This is a genomic window from Nocardia speluncae NBRC 108251 (assembly GCF_001613245.1).
Classification (GTDB): domain Bacteria; phylum Actinomycetota; class Actinomycetes; order Mycobacteriales; family Mycobacteriaceae; genus Nocardia; species Nocardia speluncae.
In genome coordinates this window covers 1-21,183 of record NZ_BDBZ01000044.1, presented here as the reverse complement: position 1 = coordinate 21,183, position 21,183 = coordinate 1, and the positions used below count along the sequence as shown (strand labels likewise).

Below are 21,183 nucleotides of genomic sequence, written 5' to 3'. Positions count from 1 at the left end.
GCGGAGGACCCCGGGGGCAGGTCCGCGGACGGAGTTCGCCGGATTGCGACCCATTATGCTGCGCAGTGTGAGATGGCTGGGACCGATCGTTGTCGATGTGCTGCTGGTGGTGCTGTTCTGCGTTATCGGGCGCCGCAGCCATGAGGAGGCGATCCTCGCCGGTCTGCTCCATACGGCGTGGCCGTTCGCGACGGGGCTCGCCGTCGGCTGGGTCGCCGCCTACCTGCTGTCCCGCCGGCGTCCCGAAACCGAACCGTTCAACGGTATGCGCCTGCGGCCGACCGGCCTGGTGATCTGGTCGAGCACACTGGTCGTCGGCATGGCGCTGCGGGTGGTCAGCGGCCAGGGCACGGCGGTCAGTTTCATCATCGTGGCGGCGTCGGTGCTGGCCTTGTTCCTGCTCGGCTGGCGGGCGGCGGTCCGGGCGATCAACTAGGAGACGCCGGACCTCACTCGTCGGGTTCGGCGAACGACGCGAGCATCCGCTCACCCATCCGCACGACCATATCGCCGCTGTCGACATCGGCGATATGAATGGCGAAAGCCAGGTCACCCATGGTGGCGATGAGCCAGCCGTCGTCACCGGCCGTGGCGGAATACCCGGCAACATCGCGGAACCCGCGCAAGCGCGCCATATGCGGCGCCTTCATCCCGTCACTCAGCACTCGGCGCGCCGCATCGGTGACCGGCCCGGGTAGCGGTCCCGTCGGGGCATCGGTTCCGCTCGGGCGGCCCCGTTCGATCATCGGCGGCCGCAAAGTACCGTCGCCGACGGCCGCCGCCGCGATTGCCATCCCGAAGGGACTGGCAAGCAGCGCATCCGAACCGCCGCCCTGGCGGACGGGTTCCGCGTCGCCCGCCCCCGCCGGGCGGCCGGTGACCTCCTCCAAGCCGGGCACCCGGAAGTCCACGCCCACACCGAGCGCGGCCGCGGCTTCCACCGCCTCGGAATCGGAAACGTCCTTCGCGGACTTTCCCTCGGACGCTGCGGCAACTGCCCGGAACAGTTCCATCATGCCGCCCGCCGGGTACAACCCGGTGAAGGCGACCGGCCCTTGGGCACTGGAATAGTTGTTCTGGGCCACGGCGACCACGGCGCCGGTGGACGGCTGGGTGACCACGATCGAGGCCGGTGAACCCACGCTGACCACCGCATCCTCGGCGGCACGTTGCAGCCGCTGGTCCAGCGTGCCGGCGATATCCGGGCCGGCCGGGCCCTGGTGGCCGGCCAATTGTTTGACGAATTGCCCGTTCTCGAACAGTTGAACCGCCCAGCCGGAGTGTTTGTCCTGGCTGTCCTCGAAGACATTGGTCATAGCGTCGAGCATCGGCGAGAAGATCCGGCGATCGGAGACGATCAGCCGCGGCTCCTTTTTCATCACGACACCGGGAATCGGGGCCATCTCCGGTTCCAGGATCGCGAAATCGCCTTCGCGCAGGCTCACCGCTGTTACGGGTTTACCGCCGGACGCGGCCAGCTTCTCCCGCAACGCCGCACCGGTGATCAGCGGGGCGACCGGTTCGATGGCGCGGGAGAGCGCATCGGTGGAGGCGACCTGGTCGGATATCCGCGCGGGATCGAGCTGGATGACGTTGATGGTCTGCTCGGTCATCAGCGGTTTGCCGATATTGTCCACCACACGCGGCGCCGGATCGGGCGTCGTCCGCACCAGCTGGACGGTGCGATCATGCGCGAGCTGCGGCATCACCACGGCCGGGTCCCAGGAGATCTTCCATCCGTCGGAGAGCTTGCGGATAGTGCCTTCGAGGCCGTAGGACCAGTCTTTGCGCTCGCCGAAGTTCCAGTGCACATCCAGGCTGAAGATGCCGGTTTCGGCGTCCAGTCCGATGAATTGCGTTTTCTCGTAGTCGACGTGGCCGGTTTCGAGCCCGTTGAACATTTGCTCCAGAGTTGCCGAGGCGGCGGACGGGTAGGAAGTCAGTTCGGCTGCCGCGGCATGATCACCCTCGTCGAGCAGTTCGGTGAATTGGTCGACGACCGATTCGGGGCCGGCCTGCTCGGTGCCGGACCCGCACGATCCCATTGCGATTGCCAGCGCCGCCACCCCCGTCAGGGCCACTGCGCCCCGGAAGCGAAAGCGGCGGGATCCCCACACATCCATGTCGCCCACTCTTCACTCTTGCCACTCCGGTAACAAGACCACCGTACCTGAAAAATGCCTGCTTGCGAGTGCCCGCAAACCCGAAACCATAGATTGTTCCACCGTGTGTAGTTGTGGCCGTACCCAACTCGTCGCCGAACCGGCCATGATCATTTACCGGACCGCCGGAGGACACCCGGCTTCGCTACGCTACCGATCGCCCCACGGCGCTGTGGTGTTACCCCGCAAGTCCGCTTCCACTGCAGAGATACCCCGTAACGGTAGCCCAGAACCCTCGGCGCGCATCTGGGGTGTCGGTAGGGTTGCTGTCATGCCCGACACCTCCTTCCCGCAAACCTCGAGCAGTCCGATCCTCGTTCTCAATGGACCCAATCTGAATATGCTCGGTATTCGCCAGCCCGAGGTGTACGGCACGGAAACCCTCGAGGATGTAATCGAATTGTGCCGTCGGGCCGCCGCCGCGCGGGGCCGGGAGATCGCGCATTTCCAATCCAATTCCGAAGGCGATCTGATCGACCGCATTCACGGCGCGCGCGGCACAGCGTCCGGAATCGTGATCAACCCGGGCGGGTGGACCCACACTTCGGTAGCACTGCGGGACGCACTGGTCATACCCGAGGTGCCGATCGTCGAGGTGCACATCAGCAATGTGCACGCACGTGAGGAGTTCCGCCGCCACTCCTACATCTCGCCCATCGCCGATGCGGTGGTGGCGGGGATGGGCAGCCACGGCTATGTCGCCGCCATCGAGTTCCTGCTGACCCGCACGGTGACGCCCCGCTGATCACCGCGCCGGATCCAGCCGGAAAACCGGGAAACCCGGTGCGATTTCGGCCAGTTGCGCGTCGGTGGCGTTCTTGGTGACGCCCTCGAAGAACCGGTCGACCTCCCAGCCCCACCGCTCGAGGTAGTGGCGCAGGAGCGGGATCTTGTCGGCATCGGCGACCTCGGCCGCGCCGAACGTTTCAACCTTGCGGCCCAGTCGCAACTCGCCCGTACCGGCGACCCGAAGGTTACGAACCCATTGGGTGTGTCCGCGCGGCGCGACGAGGTAGCGCTCACCATCGGCTGCGGTCATCACATTGACCATAGTGGTCCGCCACTCGCCGGATTTGCGGCCGCGTACCGCCAGCAACCGGGAGCCGGCGATGCTGATGCCCAGCTTGGGCAGCAGGTTGACGATGCGGTTGAAGATCGGGTCGAAACCGGTGGGGGCGAGGTAGCGGGTGGTCGTGGACATCTAATTCTCCTTTGCGAGCACTGCTCTCTGTTGTGAACAACGATCGCATTGCGCTGCCGATAAGTCAAGAGCAGTGCTCTCTGAAATATCGCGGGCGCTCGCCGCCTCGCAGGTGGGGGCCTGGTGACCCCGATTTCGAGATAGACGATCCACTGAGGGTGGTGCTGAAATTCGGGGCCGCTCCGCGACATAGAGGTGGGCCGGAACGCACGTCTACTGCGCAAAATGGCACATCAGCACGGCGCGTGGAGCGGGGGTGGGCGGCGGGGGTCGTCGGGGATTTCGCCGAAGTCCGTCCCGGCGGCGGGTGGTTCTGAGACGGTGATCGGGTCTCCAGCGGCGAGTGCGGGGACAACGAGTGAGTCGGTGGAGGAGGAGTGCTGTGCAGGCCGCAGTTTTCTACGGAGGCGAACCCCGGCTGGTCGTCGAGGACATCCCGGTACCACGACCCCAGCGGGGCGAGGTACTACTGCGGGTGACCGCCTGCGGGGTCTGCCACACCGACCTGCACGTCCTCCGGTCCGAGGTGAAGTTCCCGGCACCCGCGGTTCTGGGCCACGAGGTTTCCGGCGTCGTCGAACAACTCGGCGAAGGCGTGGCGAATATCGCGGTGGGCGATAACGTGGTGTGCAGCTTCATCATGCCGTGCGGGGACTGCCGGCACTGCGTCCGCGGAGCCGAGGACCTGTGCGAGAAATTCTTCGCACACAACCGCCTCAACGGCACTCTCTACGACGGTACGAGCAGACTCGCCCGTGCCGACGGGACACCACTGGCCATGTACTCGATGGGCGGCCTCGCCGAATACTGTGTCGTGCCTGCCTCCGACGTCTTCGCCGTGCCCGCGGAGGTGGGCCTGGACGCGGTCTCGATTCTCGGTTGCAGCTCGTTCACCGCGCTCGGCGCGATACACACCGCCGAACTCGGCCTCGGTGACCGGATCGCGGTTGTCGCGGCAGGTGGTGTCGGCTCCTCGATCGTGCAATTCGCAGCGGCCGCGGGGGTCGCCCAGATCATCGCCGTCGATATCAGCGACGAAAAGCTGTCCGCCGTCGCGAAACTCGGCGCAACCCATACGGTGAACTCCCGCGCCGAGGATGCCGCCGCCCGCGTCCGGGAACTCACCGGCGGCCACGGCGTGGACGTGGCCTTCGAAGCGCTCGGCAGTCCCGCCACCTTCACCACGGCGCTGGACATCCTCGACGACGGCGGCCGTGCGGTGGTGGTGGGTATCGCACCCGCGGGCTCCGCCGGCAGTGTCGACCTGGCTCGGCTGGTCCGGCGCAAACTCCGAATACTGGGCTCCTACGGCGCGAAAGCCCGTACCGATATGCCGACCCTGCTGCGGATGGTCGCCGCGGACACGGTGCGGCCGCAGGAGGTCATCACCCGCCGCTATCCACTCGCGCAGGCCGACGAGGCGTACCGGGCACTCGCCCGCGGGGAGATCGTGGGGCGAGCGATCATCGAAATGTCCTGACACCGGAGGCGACTCGCCGCGCGCGCTACCCGATCGAGGCGAATTTTCGCGGTCGAACGAGTAGCGTCGAGCCATGCCGACGGACGTCCGCAACAACACCGCACTGGAACGCTTCGAGATCACCGTCGACGGCGAGGTCGCGGGCTATATCGAATATCAGGACACCGCCGGTGAACGGGCGTTCGTCCATACCGAGATCGACCCGCGGTTCGACGGGCAGGGTTATGCCCGCGATCTGGTCGAAGCGGCATTGCACGCGACCGGCGCCGAAGGGCTCGGCGCGCTGCCGATGTGCCGGGTGGTCGGGCATTTCATCGAAACCCGGCCGCAGTACCTCTCGATGGTCCCGCACTGGGCCCGCGACCGGCTCGGGTTGCCGCAATAATCCGCTCAGTACCCGGCGACCGCTCCGTCCAGCGCCTGCTGCAGATCGGTGCGGACCAGCCGGGCGATCTCGGCGGGGCGGGCCGGTAGCTCGGTGCGGGGGACGGTGAAATGGAAGCTCGCCGATTTCGCTTCTTCCTTGGTCGGCTCCACGGTGGGGTCGGCGCGCGGGCCGTAACTCAGCCCGAGGCACAGCAGTGCGGGGTGGACGCCGTGCTTGACGGCCCGGAACGCGATATGCCCGATCCCGGTGCCGACCGGCTGAACCTGCGCCGGGTTCACATAGTTGCAGGTGCCCTCCGGGAAAACGGCCAGGCTGTCGCCCTCGGCCAGGCGTTCGGCGCAGATATCCATCATGCGCTGCCCGGCGGCGTTCACCGCCCGCAAGCCGTGATCGGTGCCGCGGAACACGGGGATCCCACCCATCATGTCGATCCTGCGCCGCAGTTTCTCCTCGACGAACAGTTCATCCTTGGCGAGCACCCGGGTACGCCCGATAACGGGCCGCAACTCGCTGCGCCACGCGGCCGCCGCCAGCGTGTAGGGATCCAGCCGGGAGAGGTGATTGACCGCGATCAGCAGCGGGGTGCGGGCGCGAACCAGGTCGCGGATGGCGGTGCGGGCACCGTCGGCGTAGCTGACCCGCGGCCGGTAGCGCCGCCCGAGCAGGGCATAGGCCCCCATCGCCTGGAACCGGTTCTGCCGGTGCGCACGGTAGAAGTCGTACACGTCGTCACTGTTGCCGAGAAGCACCTCAGGGGGTCGCATACGGCTGACTTTACGAGCACGGGGCAGTCACGTCAGGCCGGGGAGGTGGCAGGGCAGGGCGCCCACGCACATGCTTCGCGGAGCGAACGAGGAGCCGCGGTGGGCGCTGCCCGCACCACCTGGAAACGGGCATGCTCGAGTATGGCCGGATAGCCCGGAACCGACGCCCATCCGAACACTGCGTGAAGCGAACAGGTGATCGGAGGGGCGCAATCGCGCAATAACTGCGATGATGACCTGGTGGCGCAGGCAGATGACCCCGATGATCGCAAGACCCGGGGCGGCCGCGGTGGCGGGCACGAACCCGACCCTGGTCGTCGCGGTAGCCGGCAGGACGAGCAGACGGTGCGGGCCGGCTCATTACTCGTTTCCTCGACCGACCTGGCCGAGCCCACTTTCCGCCGGACGGTCGTCTACATCATCGAGCACAACGACGCGGGAACCCTGGGTGTGGTGCTGAACCGCCCCAGCGAAACCGCGGTGCACGATGTGCTGCCGCAGTGGAGCGAGGTCTGCGCGCAGCCGCGTACGTTGTTCGTCGGTGGCCCGGTCAAACGCGATGCCGCGCTGTGCCTGGGCACCGTCCGGGTGGGTGCGTCCATCGACGGCGTGCCCGGCGTGCGGCGGGTCGACGGCCGGGTGGTGCTGGTAGATCTGGACACCGCCCCGGAGCGGATCGGGGCACTGATCGAAGGTGCCCGCATTTTTGCCGGGTACGCCGGCTGGACCTTCGGTCAGCTGGACAGCGAACTGGACAACGACGATTGGATCGTGGTGTCGGCGCTGCCCACCGATCCGATCACCAGCGGACGCACCGATCTGTGGGCCGAGGTGCTGCGCCGGCAGCCGTTGCCGCTGTCGTTGCTGGCCACCCACCCGATCGAGGTCGAACGCAACTAGACGCCGAGATCCCCGCCGATGGACGGCGGGGATCGGGTTGTCCGGCAGTGGCCTCAGCGGCCTTGCCGCCGGAACACCGTCGTCGACCAGAAAAAGCCGCCGAGACCGAGGACCAGGCACCAGCCCAGCGAGATCAGCGCGTTGTTGCCGATCTCCGAACCCATCAACAGGCCGCGCAGGGTCTCGGTGAACGGCGTGAACGGCTGGTAGTCGGCGAACCAGCGCATCACTGTCGGCATGGTGTCGGTCGGCACCATGCCGGACCCGAGGAACGGCAGCATCATGATCGGGAACGGCAGATTGCTGGCGCTCTCCGGGTTCGGCGCGATCAGGCCGAACGCGACCGACAGCCAGGTCAGTGAGAACACCACGAGCAGCAGGAAACCGATCGCGAGGACCCATTCCACCGGGGTCGCCGACGGACGGAAACCCATCAGCAGGGAAACCCCCAGCATGGCGACGACGGCCAGGAAGGCTTGGATCAGCACACCCAGTACATGTCCGGTGAGCAGCGCGGACTGCGCTATGGCCATGGTCCGGAACCGGTTGACGATGCCCTTGGTGACATCGCTGCACACCGAGACCGCCACCGACGCAGTCAGGTAGGCCGGGAGCATCAGCAGCATCCCGGGCACCAGATAGTCGATGTATGCACCGCCGAGGCCGGGTTCCAGGGCGCCACCGAAAACGTAGTTGAAGATGGCCAGCAGGACGATCGGCATGACGGTGACGGAGATGGTCATACTCGGATAGCGCCGCGCCTGTAGGAGGTTGCGGCGCAGCATAGTCCAGGAATCGGACAGTGGGGCGGCCGCGCGCGGCGCATGGGTCGAGGTGGTCATCGCACGGGTTCCTTGTCTGCGGTGGGGGTTCCGGTGAGGGTGAGGAATACGTCGTCGAGGTCGGGCGTGTGCACGGAGAGGCCTTCGGCGGGTAGTCCGTGGGAATCGATCCGGTCGAGCACCGCCCGTAGTGAGCCGAGGCCGCCGTCACCGGGGACGGCCAGGGTGAGTTCGTCGGTGAGCGGTCGCGCGGCCGCGCCGAAGACGCCGGCCGCGGCCCGGAGCCCGGCGGCGTCGGCGAACTGCACCCGGATATGACCACCCGGTACGAGCCGTTTCAACTCCGCCGATGTGCCTTCGGCGACGATTCGGCCCTGGTCCAGTACGGCGATCCGGTCGGCCAGCCGGTCGGCTTCTTCCAGGTACTGGGTGGTGAGAAAAACGGTGACACCGTAGTCGTGGACCAGGCCGCCGATGATGTCCCACATGGTGCGCCGGCTGCGCGGGTCGAGCCCGGTGGTGGGTTCGTCGAGGAAGATGATGCGCGGATCGCCGACCAGGGTCATCGCCAGGTCGAGCCGGCGGGTCATACCGCCGGAGTAGGTCGAGGCCGGTTTGTCGCCGGCGTCGGTGAGTTCGAAACGGGCCAGTAGCTCCTGGGCGAGTTCTCGGGTGCGGCGCCGAGGCAGGTGGTGCAGGTCCCCCATCAGGTGCAGGTTCTCCCGGCCGGTCAGCAGTTCGTCGACGGCCGCGAACTGCCCCGTTACCCCGATAACCGAACGCACAGCATCGGGTTCTGCGGCCGGATCGTATCCGCCGACGCGGATCTCGCCGCCGTCCGCGGCGATGAGGGTGCTCAGGATCTGCACCGTGGTGGTCTTCCCGGCCCCGTTGGGGCCGAGCAGCGAGAAGATCGTCGCCTCCGGGACAGCGATATCGACCCCGTCGAGCACGATCTTGTCCCCGTAGGACTTCCGCAGGCCGGTAGCGCGGATAGCGGGACTTCGCCCGTTGTTCATGATGTTTCCTTCCGTGACAATACATATTCAAATGCGAATAAAGACATGTGTTACCGACACCGCTCCCCAGGTCGCGGTGTTGGAGTCAGCCGGTCAGCGGTGCGCGCCGCATTCGGAAAAAGTCAGATATCGAGCTCTTCCACCTGGGGCCGATCGGCGATATCGGCGACTCGCCGGTACAGCTCGTCCGGAATTTTCCCCTTCAATTCACTCAGTGTGTCGGTGACGGTGAGCTGATAATCGCCCCAGTCCTGCTCGATCCCGAGCATCCGCCGCCAGTTCTTCAGATCGCGCACCCAGTTCTGCGATTCGGGATAGTCCGCCCAATTCGAATACTGCGCATGCAGCGCGAACTTACCTTTCCGGCCACGGAACACCCGGAGATGTTCCATTCGTTCCTCGCCGACGTCGCGGTATTCACCGAGCAGCGCACCTTGGAAACGCACCTGCCGGACGCCGTTGTGCCCGACCCGCAATACCACTTCGTCGTAGCCTTCGAGCCGGCCTTCTTCCAGTTCGATGAACCGCCGCAGCGCGGTGACCACCGCGCCGGACAGATTGCCACCCACGAGTTCCTGCGCTCGCTGGAACAGGGGCAGATCGTCATCGGCAACGTAGATGGTCTTATTCGGCATTCACTCACTATATGTAGAAGTATACGTACAAACAAGAGGACGGGCGCGATTCACCGGAAAACCCACCTCCAGCAGGGGCAACGCCACCGTCTTCGACGGCGGGAACCGCTGCTGGATGCGGGAATCCGACCAACCTCACCCGAGCCGGGTGATCCCCTACCCGGGGCCGCTCCTGGTTTCCTTGGACCCGCAGTGCGGTGACCGGCAACCCGGCCACCGCGGCACGGCGGGACAGATCCCGCCCTGTGCGCAACACCGGACACCAGAGCAATCGACTTCCGTGAAATCCCCCGGCACGACCGGGGCCGTGCCGTGAAAGGCGGGAGAATGAAACACGTAGTCGTAGGCGGTACCGGGCGAATCGGCTCACAGGTGGTGCAGAAACTGGCGGCAGCCGGCCACGAGGCCGTCCCCGCGGCACCGTCCACCGGCGTCGACGTCATCACCGGGGAGGGTTTGGAAGAGGTGCTGGCCGGCGCCGATGTGGTGACCAATGTGGCGAACTCGCCCACCTTCGGCGAAGCATCCCTGGATTTCTTCCGCACATCGATGGACAACCTGCTCGCCGCGGGCGAGCACGCGGGAGTGAAACACCAGGTCGTGCTCTCGATCGTCGGCGTGGACAAGGTACCGCAACTGGACTACTACCGCGCCAAAGCGCGGCAGGAGCAGATGGTGAAGTGGGGTCCCACGCCGTACTCCATCCTCCGCGCCACCCAGTTCTTCGAGTTCATCGATTCGGTACTGTCCTGGACCGCCGACGGAAATACCGTCCGCCTGCCCGGCACCCGCCTGCAACCCATGGCGGCCGCCGACGTCGTCGACGCGGTGGTCGAAGTCGCCACCCGCGCCCCACTACAGGGGATCCGCAATATCGCCGGGCCGGAGGTCTTCGCATTGGACGAACTCGGTCGGATCACCCTGGCGGCGCAGCACGACGACCGTCTCGTCGTCACCGACGAATCGGCCGGTATGTTCGCTGCCGTCCCCGACGACGCCCTCCTCGCGAGCCCGGACACCCCACTGGCCGGTACGCACTACCGCGATTGGCTCCACAACCGGTCCCGGGCCGAGGCCGGGTGAACGCCGATACCTGAGCCCGGCACCGGGACCGCCGACGCAGCCGCGACGATATCGGTGCTGATTCACGGCGCGGTCTTACCAGGTAGCCGTCCTACAGGTGCATAAGGTCGGTGAGCATGAAACCTGTCCGCTGGAGACCGACTGCACCGTTGCGCCGCCTCCTGCGGCGCGGGCCCGGAGCCCTGCCCGGCAACCCTCTGCCCACACATCCCCACAGTCGGGCCGCGGCGGCCCACCGCCTGCTACAGAAGGCCGCCGTGGGTGGGGTGCTGGTGTGCGCAGCAGGTTTTGCCGGGACCCCGGCGGCGACCGCACAACCGACCGGCCCCGACGTGTCCTCCTGGCAGCACGACGCCGGACGCCCCATCGACTGGTTCGCGGTGCGCGCCGCAGGTCACCGTTTCGCCATGGTCAAGGCTACCGAGGGCCTGAACTATCTCAACCCGTATTTCGTCCAGGACAGCCTGCACATGCGGGTCGCCGGGATGGCCCGCGGCACCTACCACTACGCGCATCCGAACCTCCCGCCCGAACCGCAGGCGGCGCTTTACGCCGCGGTCGTACTGGGCCAGAACGGCCCGCTGGATCTGCCGCCGGTGCTGGATATCGAGCATTCCGGCGGACTCCCGCCCGCCGCACTGATCGACTGGACTCATCGCTATCTCAACACGGTCCAGGCGCTGACCGGCCGCGTCCCGATCATCTACACCTATCCGACCTTCTGGAAGACCGCGATGGCCGACAGCGACCAGTTCCACCGCTACCCACTGTGGATTGCCGACTACCGCGATCGCCCGCAACCGGAGGTCCCCGGCCGCTGGCCGGCGTGGACGTTCTGGCAGCAGACCGATTCCGGTTCGATCCCCGGTATCCACGGCGCTACCGATGTGAACGTATACAGCGGTGCCCAAGGGGATTTCAACCGGTTCGCCCGGATGGGCGGTCTCACCGGCAGCGGATAGAACTACCCCGCGCCCGGTTGTCCACTGTCGGACATCTCCGTGGCCGTCCTCGGCGTATTTGCGGCCGCGGGCCCCGGCCTGCCACTCGCGCCGGCGGGGCATGAACTCGATTCACCGGCGCCGGCCGGGGACTCACCCCTGTTGCCCGTCGTGCCGTTCCTGGGCGTCGACGACTTCCGCCGCATGCGCCCGGATCCAGTCGAGCAGCTGCCCCAGCGATTGGACCAGACCCTGCCCCAACGGCGTGAGTTCGTAGCTCACTCGTGGCGGTGTGGTGGGTTCTACGGTCCGCCCGACGAGGCCGTCGCGCACGAGGGTCCGCAACGTCTGCGACAGCATCTTCTCGCTGATTCCGCCGATCATCACGGCCAGTCCGGAGAAACGCAGCGGCCCGGAACCGAGCGCGGCCAGGATCAGAACGCCCCAGCGGCTCGTGATGTGGTCGAGCACCTCACGCGCCGGGCAGTCACTGTTGAATGCGTCACCCGAATCCACGCCGGCGCGGATGGGTGCCTGGGAACCTACCGACATGAAAGCACCTTACCTACAGGTATGCCCTTTCCTGTAGTTAGCATGCTGCTTAAGCTCCCGGCCATGGTCACAGTAGTTTTCGGAGCCCGCGGTAATGTCGCCCGTCACGTCGCGGCGGGATTGGCTGCGCGAGGCGAGCAGGTGCGTCCGACGAGCAGAGCCGCCGATGCAGAAAGCCCTGTTCCGGGGACGGCAATGGTCGCGGCAGACCTGGAGCGCCCCGAAACATTGCCCGCGGCACTCGACGGCGCCGAACGCGTTTTCCTCTACGCAAAACCGGACGGAATCGACGGATTCGTCGCGGCGGCACAGGCCGCAGGGGTACGGCACGTCGTCCTGCTGTCTTCCGGGGCGGTCCTGAGCGACGCTTCGGACCACAATCCGATCGGCCGAATGCACAGCGCGGTCGAATCGGCCCTGGTCGAATCCGGTATCGAATGGACCTTCCTCCGGCCGGGCATGTTCGCCACCAACGCCCTCTGGTGGTGGCAACATTGCATCCGCACCCAGGGCGTCGCCTACGCGACGGATCCCGAATCCCGAACCGCACCGGTACACGAGAAGGACCTGGCGGCCCTGGCGGTCACAGCGCTCACCGAACCGGGGCACCACGGGCGGGCCTACCCGGTATGGGGCGTCGAGGCACTGACGCTGCGACAGCAGGTGGACCGTATCGCCGAAGCCATCGGTCGCGAGATCGCCTTCGAGGCGGTAACCGCCGACGAAGCCCGCGCCAGATTGAGCGAGACGATGCCGGCCTACGGAATCGAACCCGTGCTGGCGGGCTGGGCGGCCGGTACCACTCATCCGCCGGACGTCTCGGCGATCGTCGAGGAGGTCACCGGGCAACCCGGGCGGTCCTTCACCCAATGGGCAATAGACCACGCGGACGACTTCCGCTGAGCCGATGCACCGGAGCCTCCGGTTTCCCACTGGTACCTGTGACACTCCTGGTGGCGGACCCAGCGCGTTCCGGCCGGACCCACTCGGCCCAGCCGGAACCGTGGCAGCGCAACGGTTACTCGACGCCGATCCGGCCGCCACCGGCCTTCCAGACCGCCACCACGGCCGGGCGCGGTTGCGAGGTGCCGCCATCCGGCCAGTGCGATGCCGGGGCCTCCACCGACGCGTCGTCGGTTTCGCCGGGATGCTGGACGCAGACGACGACCCGGTCCTCGGTGATGACCGGGCCGCAGGTCTCGCCGCCGACGGGGACCGACAGGAACTGTTTGGTCTCGCCGCGGCGGTCGCCGTCGAGGACCACCGCGAACAGTCCGTCGTTGGCGTCCAGGGCATTACCGTCGGTGCTGATCCAGAGGTTGCCGTACGGGTCGAAGGCGAGATTGTCCGGGCAGGAGATCGGGCTGACCTTCATCTTGTCGTAGCCGGCGAAGTAGGTGTCGGCGGCCGCCGGATCACCGCACACCAGCAGCAGCGACCAGATGAATTCGGTGCCCGCATGGTCGTCGGTGAGCTCGAGGATCTGGCCGTTCTTGTTCTCGTTGCGTGGATTGGCTTCGTCGGCGGCGGCCTCGCCGTCGGTGCCGCGTTTGCTGTTGTTGGTCAGCGCCACGTACACCTTGCCGGTTGCCGGGCTGGCCTCGAAATCCTCGGGGCGGTCCATCTTGGTGGCGCCCACCTTATCGCCGGCGAGGCGGGTGAACACCGCGACCTCTTCCGCGGTCATCCCATCCACCAGCGATTCTCCGCGACCGTCCGCGCCGGTACGCAGGATCGGGATCCACCGGCCCTTACCGGTGAAGCCCTGGTCCGAGGGGACGGTGCCCGAACCGTCGATCCGGTCGGGGTGATCGCCGGTGAGTTTCGCGACGTAGAGGGTTCCGGCGTCGAGGATGGTGCGGTTGTGGCGGCGGCTCGCGGCACCGGTGCCGGGTTCGATCTTGCGGGTGGAGACGAATTTGTACATGTAGTCGAAGCGTTCGTCGTCGCCGCTGTAGGCGACCACGGTGCCGTCGGCGGTGACATGGACAGTCGCGGCCTCGTGCTTGAACCGGCCCAGCGCTGTGTGCTTGACCGGCGTGGACTGCGGATCCCACGGATCCACCTCGACCACCCAGCCGAAACGGTTGGGCTCGTTGGGTTCGGCCGCGATATCGAAACGTTTGTCGAACTTCTCCCAGAAGTGCGGGGAATCGGATTCGCCGATGCCGTATCGGTCCAGCCGTTCGGCGGTCGCAGGATCGGCGGCCTTGCCGATGAAATAGGCGTTGAAGTTCTCTTCCCCGGAAAGCACGGTGCCCCAGGGAGTGACACCGCCGGCACAGTTGCTGATCGTGCCCAGGACCTTCGTGCCGGTGGGGTCGGCGGTGGTTTTCAGCAGCGCGCTACCCGCGGCAGGGCCGGTCAGCTCGAACTCCGTTGTCGCGGTGATGCGCCGGTTGTACTTGCCGAAAACGGGTTTCAGCCGCCCGGTTCCGGGCTCACCGTGCACCTCGACCACCGACAGGCCGTGCGCGGCCATGGCGATTTCGACCTGCTCCTTGCTGATGGCCTCGGGCTTGTACCCGGGGAACATGAACACCTCGGTGGAGTATTCGTGGTTCACCACCAGCAGGTATTTGCCGGGCTGTCCCTCGATCGGTAGTAGTCCCGCGAAATCGTTGTTGTAACCGAACTGCCTGGCCTGGGCGGCGGGAGTCTGGTTGTAGAAATCGAATTCGGGCGCGTCCTCGAACAGCGGGTCGCCCCAGCGGATCACCACACCCTGTTCGTAGCCGTCCGGGATGACAACTGCATCTTTGGTGTTCGGCGCGACCGGCGCGAACCCGGTCCCCATCCCCTGCCCACTCTCCGCGCTCCCGGCCCCGGCGTCGTCACCGCAGGCCGCGAGGGTGCCGACGGCGCCGATCGCGACCACCGCGGCCGCACCACCTTGCAGCACCCGGCGCCGGGAGATCCCGGCCACGATATCCCCGAAGTAGGTGTTCGACGAGGTGTTGGGCACCTCGTGAAAGCAGGCGTTACCGCATTTGTACTGGCAGGTCACGCGCGACCGGGATCCGGCCGGTTGGTGTGCGACGAAGAGCGCAAGAGGTTTCACAGTGGACTCCTGTTCCGGGCTGAACGGCACGCACGCTAGCCGACGCAGGCAAGTCCGAGGAGTCTCGCAGATTAACTACCGGCCAACACGGTAGCCCGGGAATTGCCGGGCCACCGTGCCGGCCGATCGAAAGCCACGCTGTGTCGATTGCCTCCGAGCGGGGCGCTATGTGGACACGGTTTCGCTCCCGCCCCGGACCCGGTCCGCTCAGGCGACGATATTCACCAGCCGGCCCGGCACCACGATCAGCTTGCGCGGGGCCTTCCCGTCCAGCAACGCGGCGATCTTCTCGTCGGCCAGCGCGGCCGCCTCGATCGCGGCCTGATCGGCCTCCGGATCCACCTGGATACGGCTGCGGACCTTACCGTTCACCTGAATCGGGTACTCCACGGTTTCCGCCGTGAGCAACGCGGGATCGGCAACCGGGAACGGACCGTGCGCCAGCGAATCGGTGTGCCCCAGTCGTTCCCACAGTTCTTCGGCTATATGCGGGGCCAGTGGTGCCAGCATCAGCACCACCGGTTCCACAGCCGAACGGGGCGCGCCCGACGGGTAGGCCTTGGTCAGGTGATTGGTCAGCTCGATCAGTTTGGCGCCGGCGGTGTTGTCGCGCATGGCCGCCAGATCCTCGTCGACCCCGGCGATGGTCCGGTGCAGCAACCGCAGCGTCTCATCGGACGGATTGTCCCCGGTGACCCGGGTCGCGCCGGTCTCCTCGTCCACCACCAGCCGCCACACCCGCTGTAGGAAACGGTGCGCACCGACAACATCCTTGGTGGCCCACGGCCGCGACGTATCCAGCGGCCCCATCGACATCTCGTAGAACCGGAACGTATCGGCCCCGTACAGCTCGAAGATCTCGTCGGGGGCGATGGCGTTCTTCAGCGATTTGCCGATCTTGCCGTATTCCTGATTCACCTCGATATCGGTGCCGGTGGTGTCGGTCCAGTAGAACTTGCCGTCCCGTTCGACCACCTCTGCCGCCGGCACATAGACCCCGCGTGCGTCGGTGTAGGCGAATCCCTGGACGTAGCCCTGGTTGAACAGGCGCCGGTACGGTTCGCTACCGCTCACCTCGCCCAGGTCGAACAGCACCTTCTGCCAGAAACGGGTGTACAGCAGATGCAGCACGGCATGCTCGATACCGCCCACGTACAGATCGACGCCACCCGGATCGTCCGCACCGTGCTCGGCCGGCCGCGGGCCCAGCCAGTAGCTCTCGTTCTCCTTCGCGCAGAACACCGCGGAATTGCTGGGATCGGCGTAGCGCAGCTGATACCACGAACTGCCCGCCCACTGGGGCATGACGTTGGTATCGCGGCGGTAGGTGCGCGGCCCGTCACCCAGATCCAGTTCCACCTCCACCCAGTCGGTGGCCTTTGCCAGCGGCGGGGAAGGCTCGGAATCCGCGTCGTCCGGGTCGAAGGTGACCGGGGCGAAATCGTCCAGTTCGGGCAGCCGCACCGGCAGCATCGATTCCGGCAGAGCGTGCGGGGCACCGGATTCGTCGTAGACGATCGGGAACGGTTCACCCCAGTACCGCTGCCGCGCGAACAGCCAGTCCCGCAACTTGTACTGCACGGTGCCGGCACCTCGGCCGTCGGCTTCCAGCCGGGCGATCACGGTGGCCTTGGCGTCGGCGATGGTCAGCCCGTTCAGGTAATCGGAGTTGATCGCCGGGCCGTCCCCGGTGTACGCGGCACCGTCGAAATCTTGCGGCGGCTGCACGGTCCGGATGATCGGCAGGCCGAATGCGGTCGCGAAATCCCAGTCGCGCTGATCCTGCCCCGGCACGGCCATGATCGCGCCCGTCCCGTACCCGCTCAGCACATAGTCGGCGATGAACACCGGGACCGGTGCGCCGTTCACCGGGTTGGTGGCGAAGGCCCCCAGGAAGACACCGGTCTTGTCCTTGTTCTCCTGCCGCTCCAGATCCGATTTCGCCGCGATGGCCTTACAGTAGGCGGCGACGGCGTCGGCCGGGGTCGCGCTGCCGCCGGTCCAGCGGGCATCGGTATCGGCCGGCCAGACGGCCGCGGTCAGCGCGTCGACCATCTCGTGCTCCGGGGCCAAAACCATGTAAGTGGCGCCGAACAGCGTGTCGGGGCGGGTCGTGAAAACCTCCACATCGCCCGCCGTCGTCGCGAACTCGACGCGGGCACCACGTGAACGCCCGATCCAGTTGCGCTGCATGGCCTTGACGTTCTCCGGCCAGTCCACATGGTCCAGATCGTCGATCAGCCGGTCGGAGTAGGCGGTGATCCGCATCATCCACTGCCACAAGCGCTTGCGGAACACCGGGAAGTTGCCGCGTTCGCTGCGGCCGTCCGAGGTGACCTCCTCGTTGGACAGCACGGTCCCCAGACCGGGGCACCAGTTCACCATCGAATCGGTTTGATACACCAGCCGGTACGAGTCGATCAGTGCCCGCCGCTCGGCGGCGGGCATACTCGCCCAATCCTTACCGCCGGGCGCCGGGCGGGCACCCGAGGCGAACTGCCGCTCCAGCTCCTCGATCGGCCGGGCCCGGTCGGCCTCCTGGTCGTACCAGGCGTTGTAGATCCGCAGGAAGATCCACTGCGTCCACTTGTAGTACTCGGGGTCCGTGGTGGAGAAGGACCGCCGCCGATCGTGCCCCAGGCCCAGCCGGTCCAGCTGCCGCTGCATGGTCGCGATATTGGCCTCGGTGGTGTCGCGGGGATGCGCGCCGGTCTGCACAGCGTACTGCTCGGCGGGCAGACCGAACGCGTCGTAGCCCAGTGCGTGCAGCACATTGCGCCCATGCATCCGGTGATACCGCGCGAACACGTCGGTGGCGATATAGCCCAGCGGATGCCCCACGTGCAGCCCCGCCCCCGACGGGTACGGGAACATGTCCTGCACGAACAGCTTGTCCGCCGGCACCTCCCCCGCCAGCGGGCCCACCGGGTTCGGCGCATGGAACGTGCCGCGCTCGATCCAGCGCTCCTGCCACCGGCGTTCGATCTCCCCCGCGAGCGCAGTGGTGTACCGATGGGCGGGCGTATCGTCGCCCCGGCCCGGGGCGCCGGTGTCTACCGAGCTCTGCCCGGCCGTCTCGGTTGCGCGGGAGTCCTGCACGGTCCTGCCTTCTCTAGCTGCTCATGGGGATAAATCCGTCGTCGAACAGCCTAAGACGTGCGCCCTGACAAGCCCAAAAAGGTGGGCATATCCGTCGCGCGCCGGTGTGACCTGGGTCTACTTCCCCGCGAGCGCCTGTCCGAGCCTCGGCCCGCCGAACCCCCTGCGGTATTCTCGGCTGGTGCTTGTCGTCGCGATTCTGCTGTTCGTCCTGGGCCTGACTGCCCTGACGACGGGCGTACTCGGCTTCTTCGGCCGCCTGCCCGGCAACCGCTACCTCGGTGTGCACACCGAAGCCGCCCTGCGCGACGAAACCGCGTTCCGCACCGCGAACCGGATCGCCGCCCCCACCTCGGTGGTTTCCGGCGCGCTACTCGCCGCGGGCGGGCTGGTCGTGCTGGCCGCGAGTACGCTCACCGGCATCCTCGTGACCGTGGGCGTACTCGTTATCGCCCTGTTCACTCTCGGCTCGGGCGCCAATGCGGGTGCGCGGGCAGCCGAGGCCATCGCCCCGCCGCCCGAGACCGGCGGCTGCGGCGGATCCTGCGGGGGGTGTTCGCTGAAGAACACCTGCGAACCGGCCGCCAGCTCACAACCGGCCTGATCCGTCAGCCCAGCCAGTCCAGCACACTGGCCGCAGTCCACGACTGCTGCATACTGCCCAGCGGCGCCCCGGTGAACGGTTCGTAATACTCCGCGAAGCTGCCGTCGCTGGCCTGGCGCAACGCTTCGGCGCGCAGCAGGAAGGAACGCTCCGCCCAGCCGCGGTGGGCGAAAACCCAGGAGAACAGCCAGCTCATCACCGGCCACACCGGGCCCCGCCAGTACTCACGGGGACGGAAATCCTTCGACACCGGCGAAGTGGAGGGCGGCAGCGCGTACCGCAGGTCGGGGTGGCCGCAGAACCGCGGGCCCTCGAAAATCCGCAGCAGGTTGCGCTCGGTGGACCGCGGCAACCCACCGCTGACCAGTGGCGCGAACATCGCCAGAGTTTCGGTGGTGATCCAACGACCCAGCCGGGTGTCGAAATCGCGGGCGGCACCGGTGCGGGCGTCGGTGGTGGCGATCACGCCGCCGCGGAACCTGTCGGCCCACGCGAAAAGCTCCCGGGTATCGGCCTTCGGCTGATGGTATTCCTCACCGATCTGCCCGAGCACTTCGCAGGCCAAAGCGAAGATCGCGGTGACGAACACATCCTCCACAGCGAAATCCATCACCGTACTCAGTTCGGCGTCGTCGTAGCGAGCGCGCCGCATCTGCTCCACCAGCCACAGGTACCGGTCGTATTCGCGGTCGGTGGGGCGCTGGGTGGGGTCATCGATGACGAGCACATCCTCGCGCCGATAAGGCGGCAGATCCGGGCCGGGCGCCACATTGGAATAGGCCCGGTCCCAGCGCGGGGAATTGTCCATCCCCGATTCCCACCCGTGGTAGAGGGTGATCCGGCCATTGCCCAGCGGATCACGGGCATGTGCCAGCCAGCGATGCCAGCGCACCAGATCGGGCCAGCGGCGGTTCAGGAACTCCTCGGCCACGGCACGCGTGCTGCGCCCGTGCCGGCGCGAATGGTCCAGGATCCGCTGCACCGCGATGGCATGTACCGGCGGCTGGGTGATCCCGGAGGTATCCGGGCCGTCGGGCGCCTGAGCCGCCAGCAACCGGCATTCCCAGCGGGCCGGACCCGGGAAATAGCCGTCCACGCCGTTGGCGAACACGATGTGCGGGATCATCCCGTTCTTCCACTGCGCCGAAAGCAGGGTGTCGAGTTCGATCACCGCGCGTTCCACGCTCAACGGCGCCAGCCCCACAGCCACGAAGGCCGCATCCCAGCTCCACATATGCGGATACAGCCGTGGGGCGGCGCTGGTCATGGTTCCCAAATCGTTGCCACGCAGCAGATACGCCGCGCGGGCAGCGAGCTGCGTGGGAGTGAAACCGGGGTGTGCCATCTCTATATCTTGCTCGCTATCCCCTCGGTGGTTCTGCTGTCGGGGCCTGTCCCGCGCAGAGCAGAACTGTGCGGGCATAGACTTCTGCTGTGCAACGTGGAGCTGAAGAGTCCGGGCAGGAGCGGCCCGTAGCACTGGTCACGGGAGCGGGGCGCGGGCTGGGCGCAGCGATCGCGCGGGAGCTGGCAGCCGACCACGAGCTGCTGTTGGGTGCCCGGACCGCCGGGAGCCTGGGATCGATTCTGACCGAGTTGCCCGGAGCGACGGGCTGGCCGGTCGAACTCACCGACTATCCGGCCGTGGCTGTCGCGGCCGCGCCGATCGAGCGGCTCGATGTCCTCGTGCACAATGCCGGAATCGCCGATCTGGGCACTGTCGCCGAATCCTCGGTACACCAGTGGCGCGAAACGCTCGAAACCAATCTGATCGCAGTGGTGGAGCTGACCAGGCTGCTGCTACCCGCCCTGCGTACGGCGCAGGGGCACGTGGTGCTGATCAACTCGGGGGCCGGGTTGCGCGCGAACGCCGGATGGTCCTCGTATGCCGCCGGCAAGTTCGGCCTGCGGGCGTTCGGGGACGCGCTGCGCCTGGAAGAGCCGTCGATCCGGGTGACCTCCGTCCATCCCGGGCGGATCGATACCGATATGCAGCGCGAGATCGTGGCCAGGGAGGGCCGGGCCTACGACCCGGCCGGGTTCCTGCGTCCGGAGACGGTCGCCCGGGCGGTCCGGACCGCGATCGACACCCCCCGCGACGGTCATCCCACCGAGATCGTTTTGCGCCCACGCTGATCCGCCCGGACCGATTCGCAGTAGATAGCTGGACATTCACCGACTCTCCGATATACAGTGCGGCCCATTGCTCCTGATACCGCGGGGTTTCCACGAAATCCCGCCACCCGGAAGCTCTTCGAAGCGTAGTGTCCCGAATGTTCGATTGTGCCGGTGAGCAGGTAATTCTCCCGGCACACTTCGGACAGCGTGCTCGTCCCGGCTGTAGACCATCCTTTGCGACAAACCATCCTTTGCGACGAAGTGATCAGATCGGACGTGTGAATTCATGAGGATCCGCAAGATTGCCGCGGCCATCGTGCCGCTGATAGCCACCGCGACCTTCGGCGCAGCCACCGCCCACGCGGCGCCGGCCACCGCACCCGATATCGGTTAC

General features: G+C 66.9%; 20 protein-coding genes. 10 read left to right on the top strand and 10 right to left on the bottom strand.

Features of this window, described 5'->3' with window-relative positions; translation table 11 throughout:
- Positions 1-67: 67 nt before the first annotated feature.
- Positions 68-436, top strand: a complete 369-nt coding sequence (locus NS6_RS30945; protein ID WP_245669582.1) for a DUF3054 domain-containing protein — start codon at positions 68-70, stop codon at positions 434-436.
- Between the two features lie 13 nt (positions 437-449).
- On the opposite strand, the gene NS6_RS30940 is transcribed toward NS6_RS30945, so the two are convergent.
- Entirely contained in the window at positions 450-2,123 is a 1,674-nt protein-coding gene (locus NS6_RS30940) for an NTF2-like N-terminal transpeptidase domain-containing protein (RefSeq protein ID WP_068049485.1), read from the bottom strand.
- A gap of 310 nt (positions 2,124-2,433) precedes the next feature.
- Between NS6_RS30940 and aroQ the strand changes: the two genes are divergently transcribed.
- Entirely contained in the window at positions 2,434-2,907 is a 474-nt protein-coding gene (aroQ, locus tag NS6_RS30935) for a type II 3-dehydroquinate dehydratase (protein ID WP_068049482.1), read from the top strand.
- On the opposite strand, the gene NS6_RS30930 is transcribed toward aroQ, so the two are convergent.
- Positions 2,908-3,363, bottom strand: coding sequence for a nitroreductase/quinone reductase family protein (locus tag NS6_RS30930; protein ID WP_068049479.1), 456 nt, complete (start codon positions 3,361-3,363; stop codon positions 2,908-2,910).
- A gap of 382 nt (positions 3,364-3,745) precedes the next feature.
- On the opposite strand from NS6_RS30930, the gene NS6_RS30925 reads away from it, so the two are divergent.
- Together NS6_RS30925 and NS6_RS30920 are read left to right on the top strand one after the other, a co-directional pair.
- Positions 3,746-4,843 (top strand): zinc-binding dehydrogenase, encoded by a 1,098-nt coding sequence (locus NS6_RS30925; RefSeq protein ID WP_068049477.1) that lies wholly within the window; start codon positions 3,746-3,748, stop codon positions 4,841-4,843.
- Positions 4,844-4,916: 73 nt separating this feature from the next.
- On the top strand, positions 4,917-5,228 hold the full coding sequence (locus NS6_RS30920; protein WP_068049475.1) for a GNAT family N-acetyltransferase: 312 nt from the start codon (positions 4,917-4,919) through the stop codon (positions 5,226-5,228).
- A 5-nt stretch (positions 5,229-5,233) separates the two neighbouring features.
- On the opposite strand, the gene NS6_RS30915 is transcribed toward NS6_RS30920, so the two are convergent.
- A complete protein-coding gene (locus tag NS6_RS30915) occupies positions 5,234-5,995 on the bottom strand; it encodes a lysophospholipid acyltransferase family protein (RefSeq protein WP_068049472.1) in 762 nt (253 codons plus the stop codon).
- A gap of 240 nt (positions 5,996-6,235) precedes the next feature.
- Between NS6_RS30915 and NS6_RS30910 the strand changes: the two genes are divergently transcribed.
- Positions 6,236-6,895: a YqgE/AlgH family protein gene (locus NS6_RS30910; protein WP_084471569.1), complete on the top strand. Its 660-nt coding sequence runs from the start codon at positions 6,236-6,238 to the stop codon at positions 6,893-6,895.
- 53 nt (positions 6,896-6,948) lie between these two features.
- Here NS6_RS30910 and NS6_RS30905 read toward each other — a convergent pair whose 3' ends face one another.
- The 3 genes from NS6_RS30905 to NS6_RS30895 all read right to left on the bottom strand — a co-directional run bounded on the left by NS6_RS30905 (position 6,949) and on the right by NS6_RS30895 (position 9,331).
- Complete coding sequence (locus tag NS6_RS30905; RefSeq protein ID WP_068049470.1) at positions 6,949-7,737, bottom strand: ABC transporter permease; 789 nt, start codon at positions 7,735-7,737, stop codon at positions 6,949-6,951.
- The gene (locus NS6_RS30900) at positions 7,734-8,696 is read right to left on the bottom strand and encodes an ATP-binding cassette domain-containing protein (protein WP_068049468.1); all 963 of its coding nucleotides are present in this window, start codon (positions 8,694-8,696) and stop codon (positions 7,734-7,736) included. The genes NS6_RS30905 and NS6_RS30900 overlap by 4 nt, the downstream gene beginning before the upstream one ends.
- A 122-nt stretch (positions 8,697-8,818) precedes the next feature.
- Positions 8,819-9,331 carry an EXLDI protein gene (locus NS6_RS30895; protein ID WP_068049466.1) on the bottom strand — a complete coding sequence of 171 codons (513 nt, stop codon included), beginning with the start codon at positions 9,329-9,331 and terminating at the stop codon, positions 8,819-8,821.
- 327 nt (positions 9,332-9,658) lie between these two features.
- Here NS6_RS30895 and NS6_RS30890 point away from each other — a divergent pair, with 327 nt between their 5' ends.
- Both NS6_RS30890 and NS6_RS30885 read left to right on the top strand, forming a co-directional pair.
- The gene (locus NS6_RS30890) at positions 9,659-10,414 is read left to right on the top strand and encodes an SDR family oxidoreductase (RefSeq protein ID WP_068049464.1); all 756 of its coding nucleotides are present in this window, start codon (positions 9,659-9,661) and stop codon (positions 10,412-10,414) included.
- A 116-nt stretch (positions 10,415-10,530) separates the two neighbouring features.
- Complete coding sequence (locus NS6_RS30885; protein ID WP_084471566.1) at positions 10,531-11,376, top strand: glycoside hydrolase family 25 protein; 846 nt, start codon at positions 10,531-10,533, stop codon at positions 11,374-11,376.
- Between the two features lie 132 nt (positions 11,377-11,508).
- On the opposite strand, the gene NS6_RS30880 is transcribed toward NS6_RS30885, so the two are convergent.
- Positions 11,509-11,907 (bottom strand): winged helix-turn-helix transcriptional regulator, encoded by a 399-nt coding sequence (locus NS6_RS30880; protein ID WP_068049463.1) that lies wholly within the window; start codon positions 11,905-11,907, stop codon positions 11,509-11,511.
- 63 nt (positions 11,908-11,970) lie between these two features.
- Here NS6_RS30880 and NS6_RS30875 point away from each other — a divergent pair, with 63 nt between their 5' ends.
- Positions 11,971-12,810, top strand: coding sequence for an NAD(P)H-binding protein (locus NS6_RS30875; RefSeq protein WP_068049461.1), 840 nt, complete (start codon positions 11,971-11,973; stop codon positions 12,808-12,810).
- 115 nt (positions 12,811-12,925) lie between these two features.
- Here the strand turns inward: NS6_RS30875 and NS6_RS30870 are convergent, their stop codons facing one another.
- Together NS6_RS30870 and leuS are read right to left on the bottom strand one after the other, a co-directional pair.
- The gene (locus tag NS6_RS30870; protein WP_157113036.1) at positions 12,926-14,968 is read right to left on the bottom strand and encodes a PhoX family protein; all 2,043 of its coding nucleotides are present in this window, start codon (positions 14,966-14,968) and stop codon (positions 12,926-12,928) included.
- Between the two features lie 207 nt (positions 14,969-15,175).
- Entirely contained in the window at positions 15,176-18,067 is a 2,892-nt protein-coding gene (leuS, locus tag NS6_RS30865) for a leucine--tRNA ligase (RefSeq protein WP_068049457.1), read from the bottom strand.
- A 181-nt stretch (positions 18,068-18,248) separates the two neighbouring features.
- Here leuS and NS6_RS30860 point away from each other — a divergent pair, with 181 nt between their 5' ends.
- On the top strand, positions 18,249-18,671 hold the full coding sequence (locus tag NS6_RS30860; protein WP_068049505.1) for an SdpI family protein: 423 nt from the start codon (positions 18,249-18,251) through the stop codon (positions 18,669-18,671).
- A gap of 4 nt (positions 18,672-18,675) precedes the next feature.
- Here the strand turns inward: NS6_RS30860 and ggh are convergent, their stop codons facing one another.
- Positions 18,676-20,016 carry a glucosylglycerate hydrolase gene (gene ggh / locus NS6_RS30855; protein ID WP_068049454.1) on the bottom strand — a complete coding sequence of 447 codons (1,341 nt, stop codon included), beginning with the start codon at positions 20,014-20,016 and terminating at the stop codon, positions 18,676-18,678.
- A gap of 89 nt (positions 20,017-20,105) precedes the next feature.
- On the opposite strand from ggh, the gene NS6_RS30850 reads away from it, so the two are divergent.
- Positions 20,106-20,807: an SDR family oxidoreductase gene (locus NS6_RS30850; RefSeq protein ID WP_068049451.1), complete on the top strand. Its 702-nt coding sequence runs from the start codon at positions 20,106-20,108 to the stop codon at positions 20,805-20,807.
- Positions 20,808-21,183: the final 376 nt, after the last annotated feature.

Bases quoted from the DNA above. Each gene is read 5' to 3' on its own strand.
- NS6_RS30940 (WP_068049485.1), bottom strand. From the start codon at position 2,123: ATGGATGTGTGGGGATCCCGCCGCTTTCGCTTCCGGGGCGCAGTGGCC.
- aroQ (WP_068049482.1), top strand. From the start codon at position 2,434: ATGCCCGACACCTCCTTCCCGCAAACCTCGAGCAGTCCGATCCTCGTT.
- NS6_RS30930 (WP_068049479.1), bottom strand. From the start codon at position 3,363: ATGTCCACGACCACCCGCTACCTCGCCCCCACCGGTTTCGACCCGATC.
- NS6_RS30920 (WP_068049475.1), top strand. From the start codon at position 4,917: ATGCCGACGGACGTCCGCAACAACACCGCACTGGAACGCTTCGAGATC.
- NS6_RS30915 (WP_068049472.1), bottom strand. From the start codon at position 5,995: ATGCGACCCCCTGAGGTGCTTCTCGGCAACAGTGACGACGTGTACGAC.
- NS6_RS30905 (WP_068049470.1), bottom strand. From the start codon at position 7,737: ATGACCACCTCGACCCATGCGCCGCGCGCGGCCGCCCCACTGTCCGAT.
- NS6_RS30900 (WP_068049468.1), bottom strand. From the start codon at position 8,696: ATGAACAACGGGCGAAGTCCCGCTATCCGCGCTACCGGCCTGCGGAAG.
- NS6_RS30895 (WP_068049466.1), bottom strand. From the start codon at position 9,331: ATGCCGAATAAGACCATCTACGTTGCCGATGACGATCTGCCCCTGTTC.
- NS6_RS30890 (WP_068049464.1), top strand. From the start codon at position 9,659: ATGAAACACGTAGTCGTAGGCGGTACCGGGCGAATCGGCTCACAGGTG.
- NS6_RS30885 (WP_084471566.1), top strand. From the start codon at position 10,531: ATGAAACCTGTCCGCTGGAGACCGACTGCACCGTTGCGCCGCCTCCTG.
- NS6_RS30880 (WP_068049463.1), bottom strand. From the start codon at position 11,907: ATGTCGGTAGGTTCCCAGGCACCCATCCGCGCCGGCGTGGATTCGGGT.
- NS6_RS30875 (WP_068049461.1), top strand. From the start codon at position 11,971: ATGGTCACAGTAGTTTTCGGAGCCCGCGGTAATGTCGCCCGTCACGTC.
- ggh (WP_068049454.1), bottom strand. From the start codon at position 20,016: ATGGCACACCCCGGTTTCACTCCCACGCAGCTCGCTGCCCGCGCGGCG.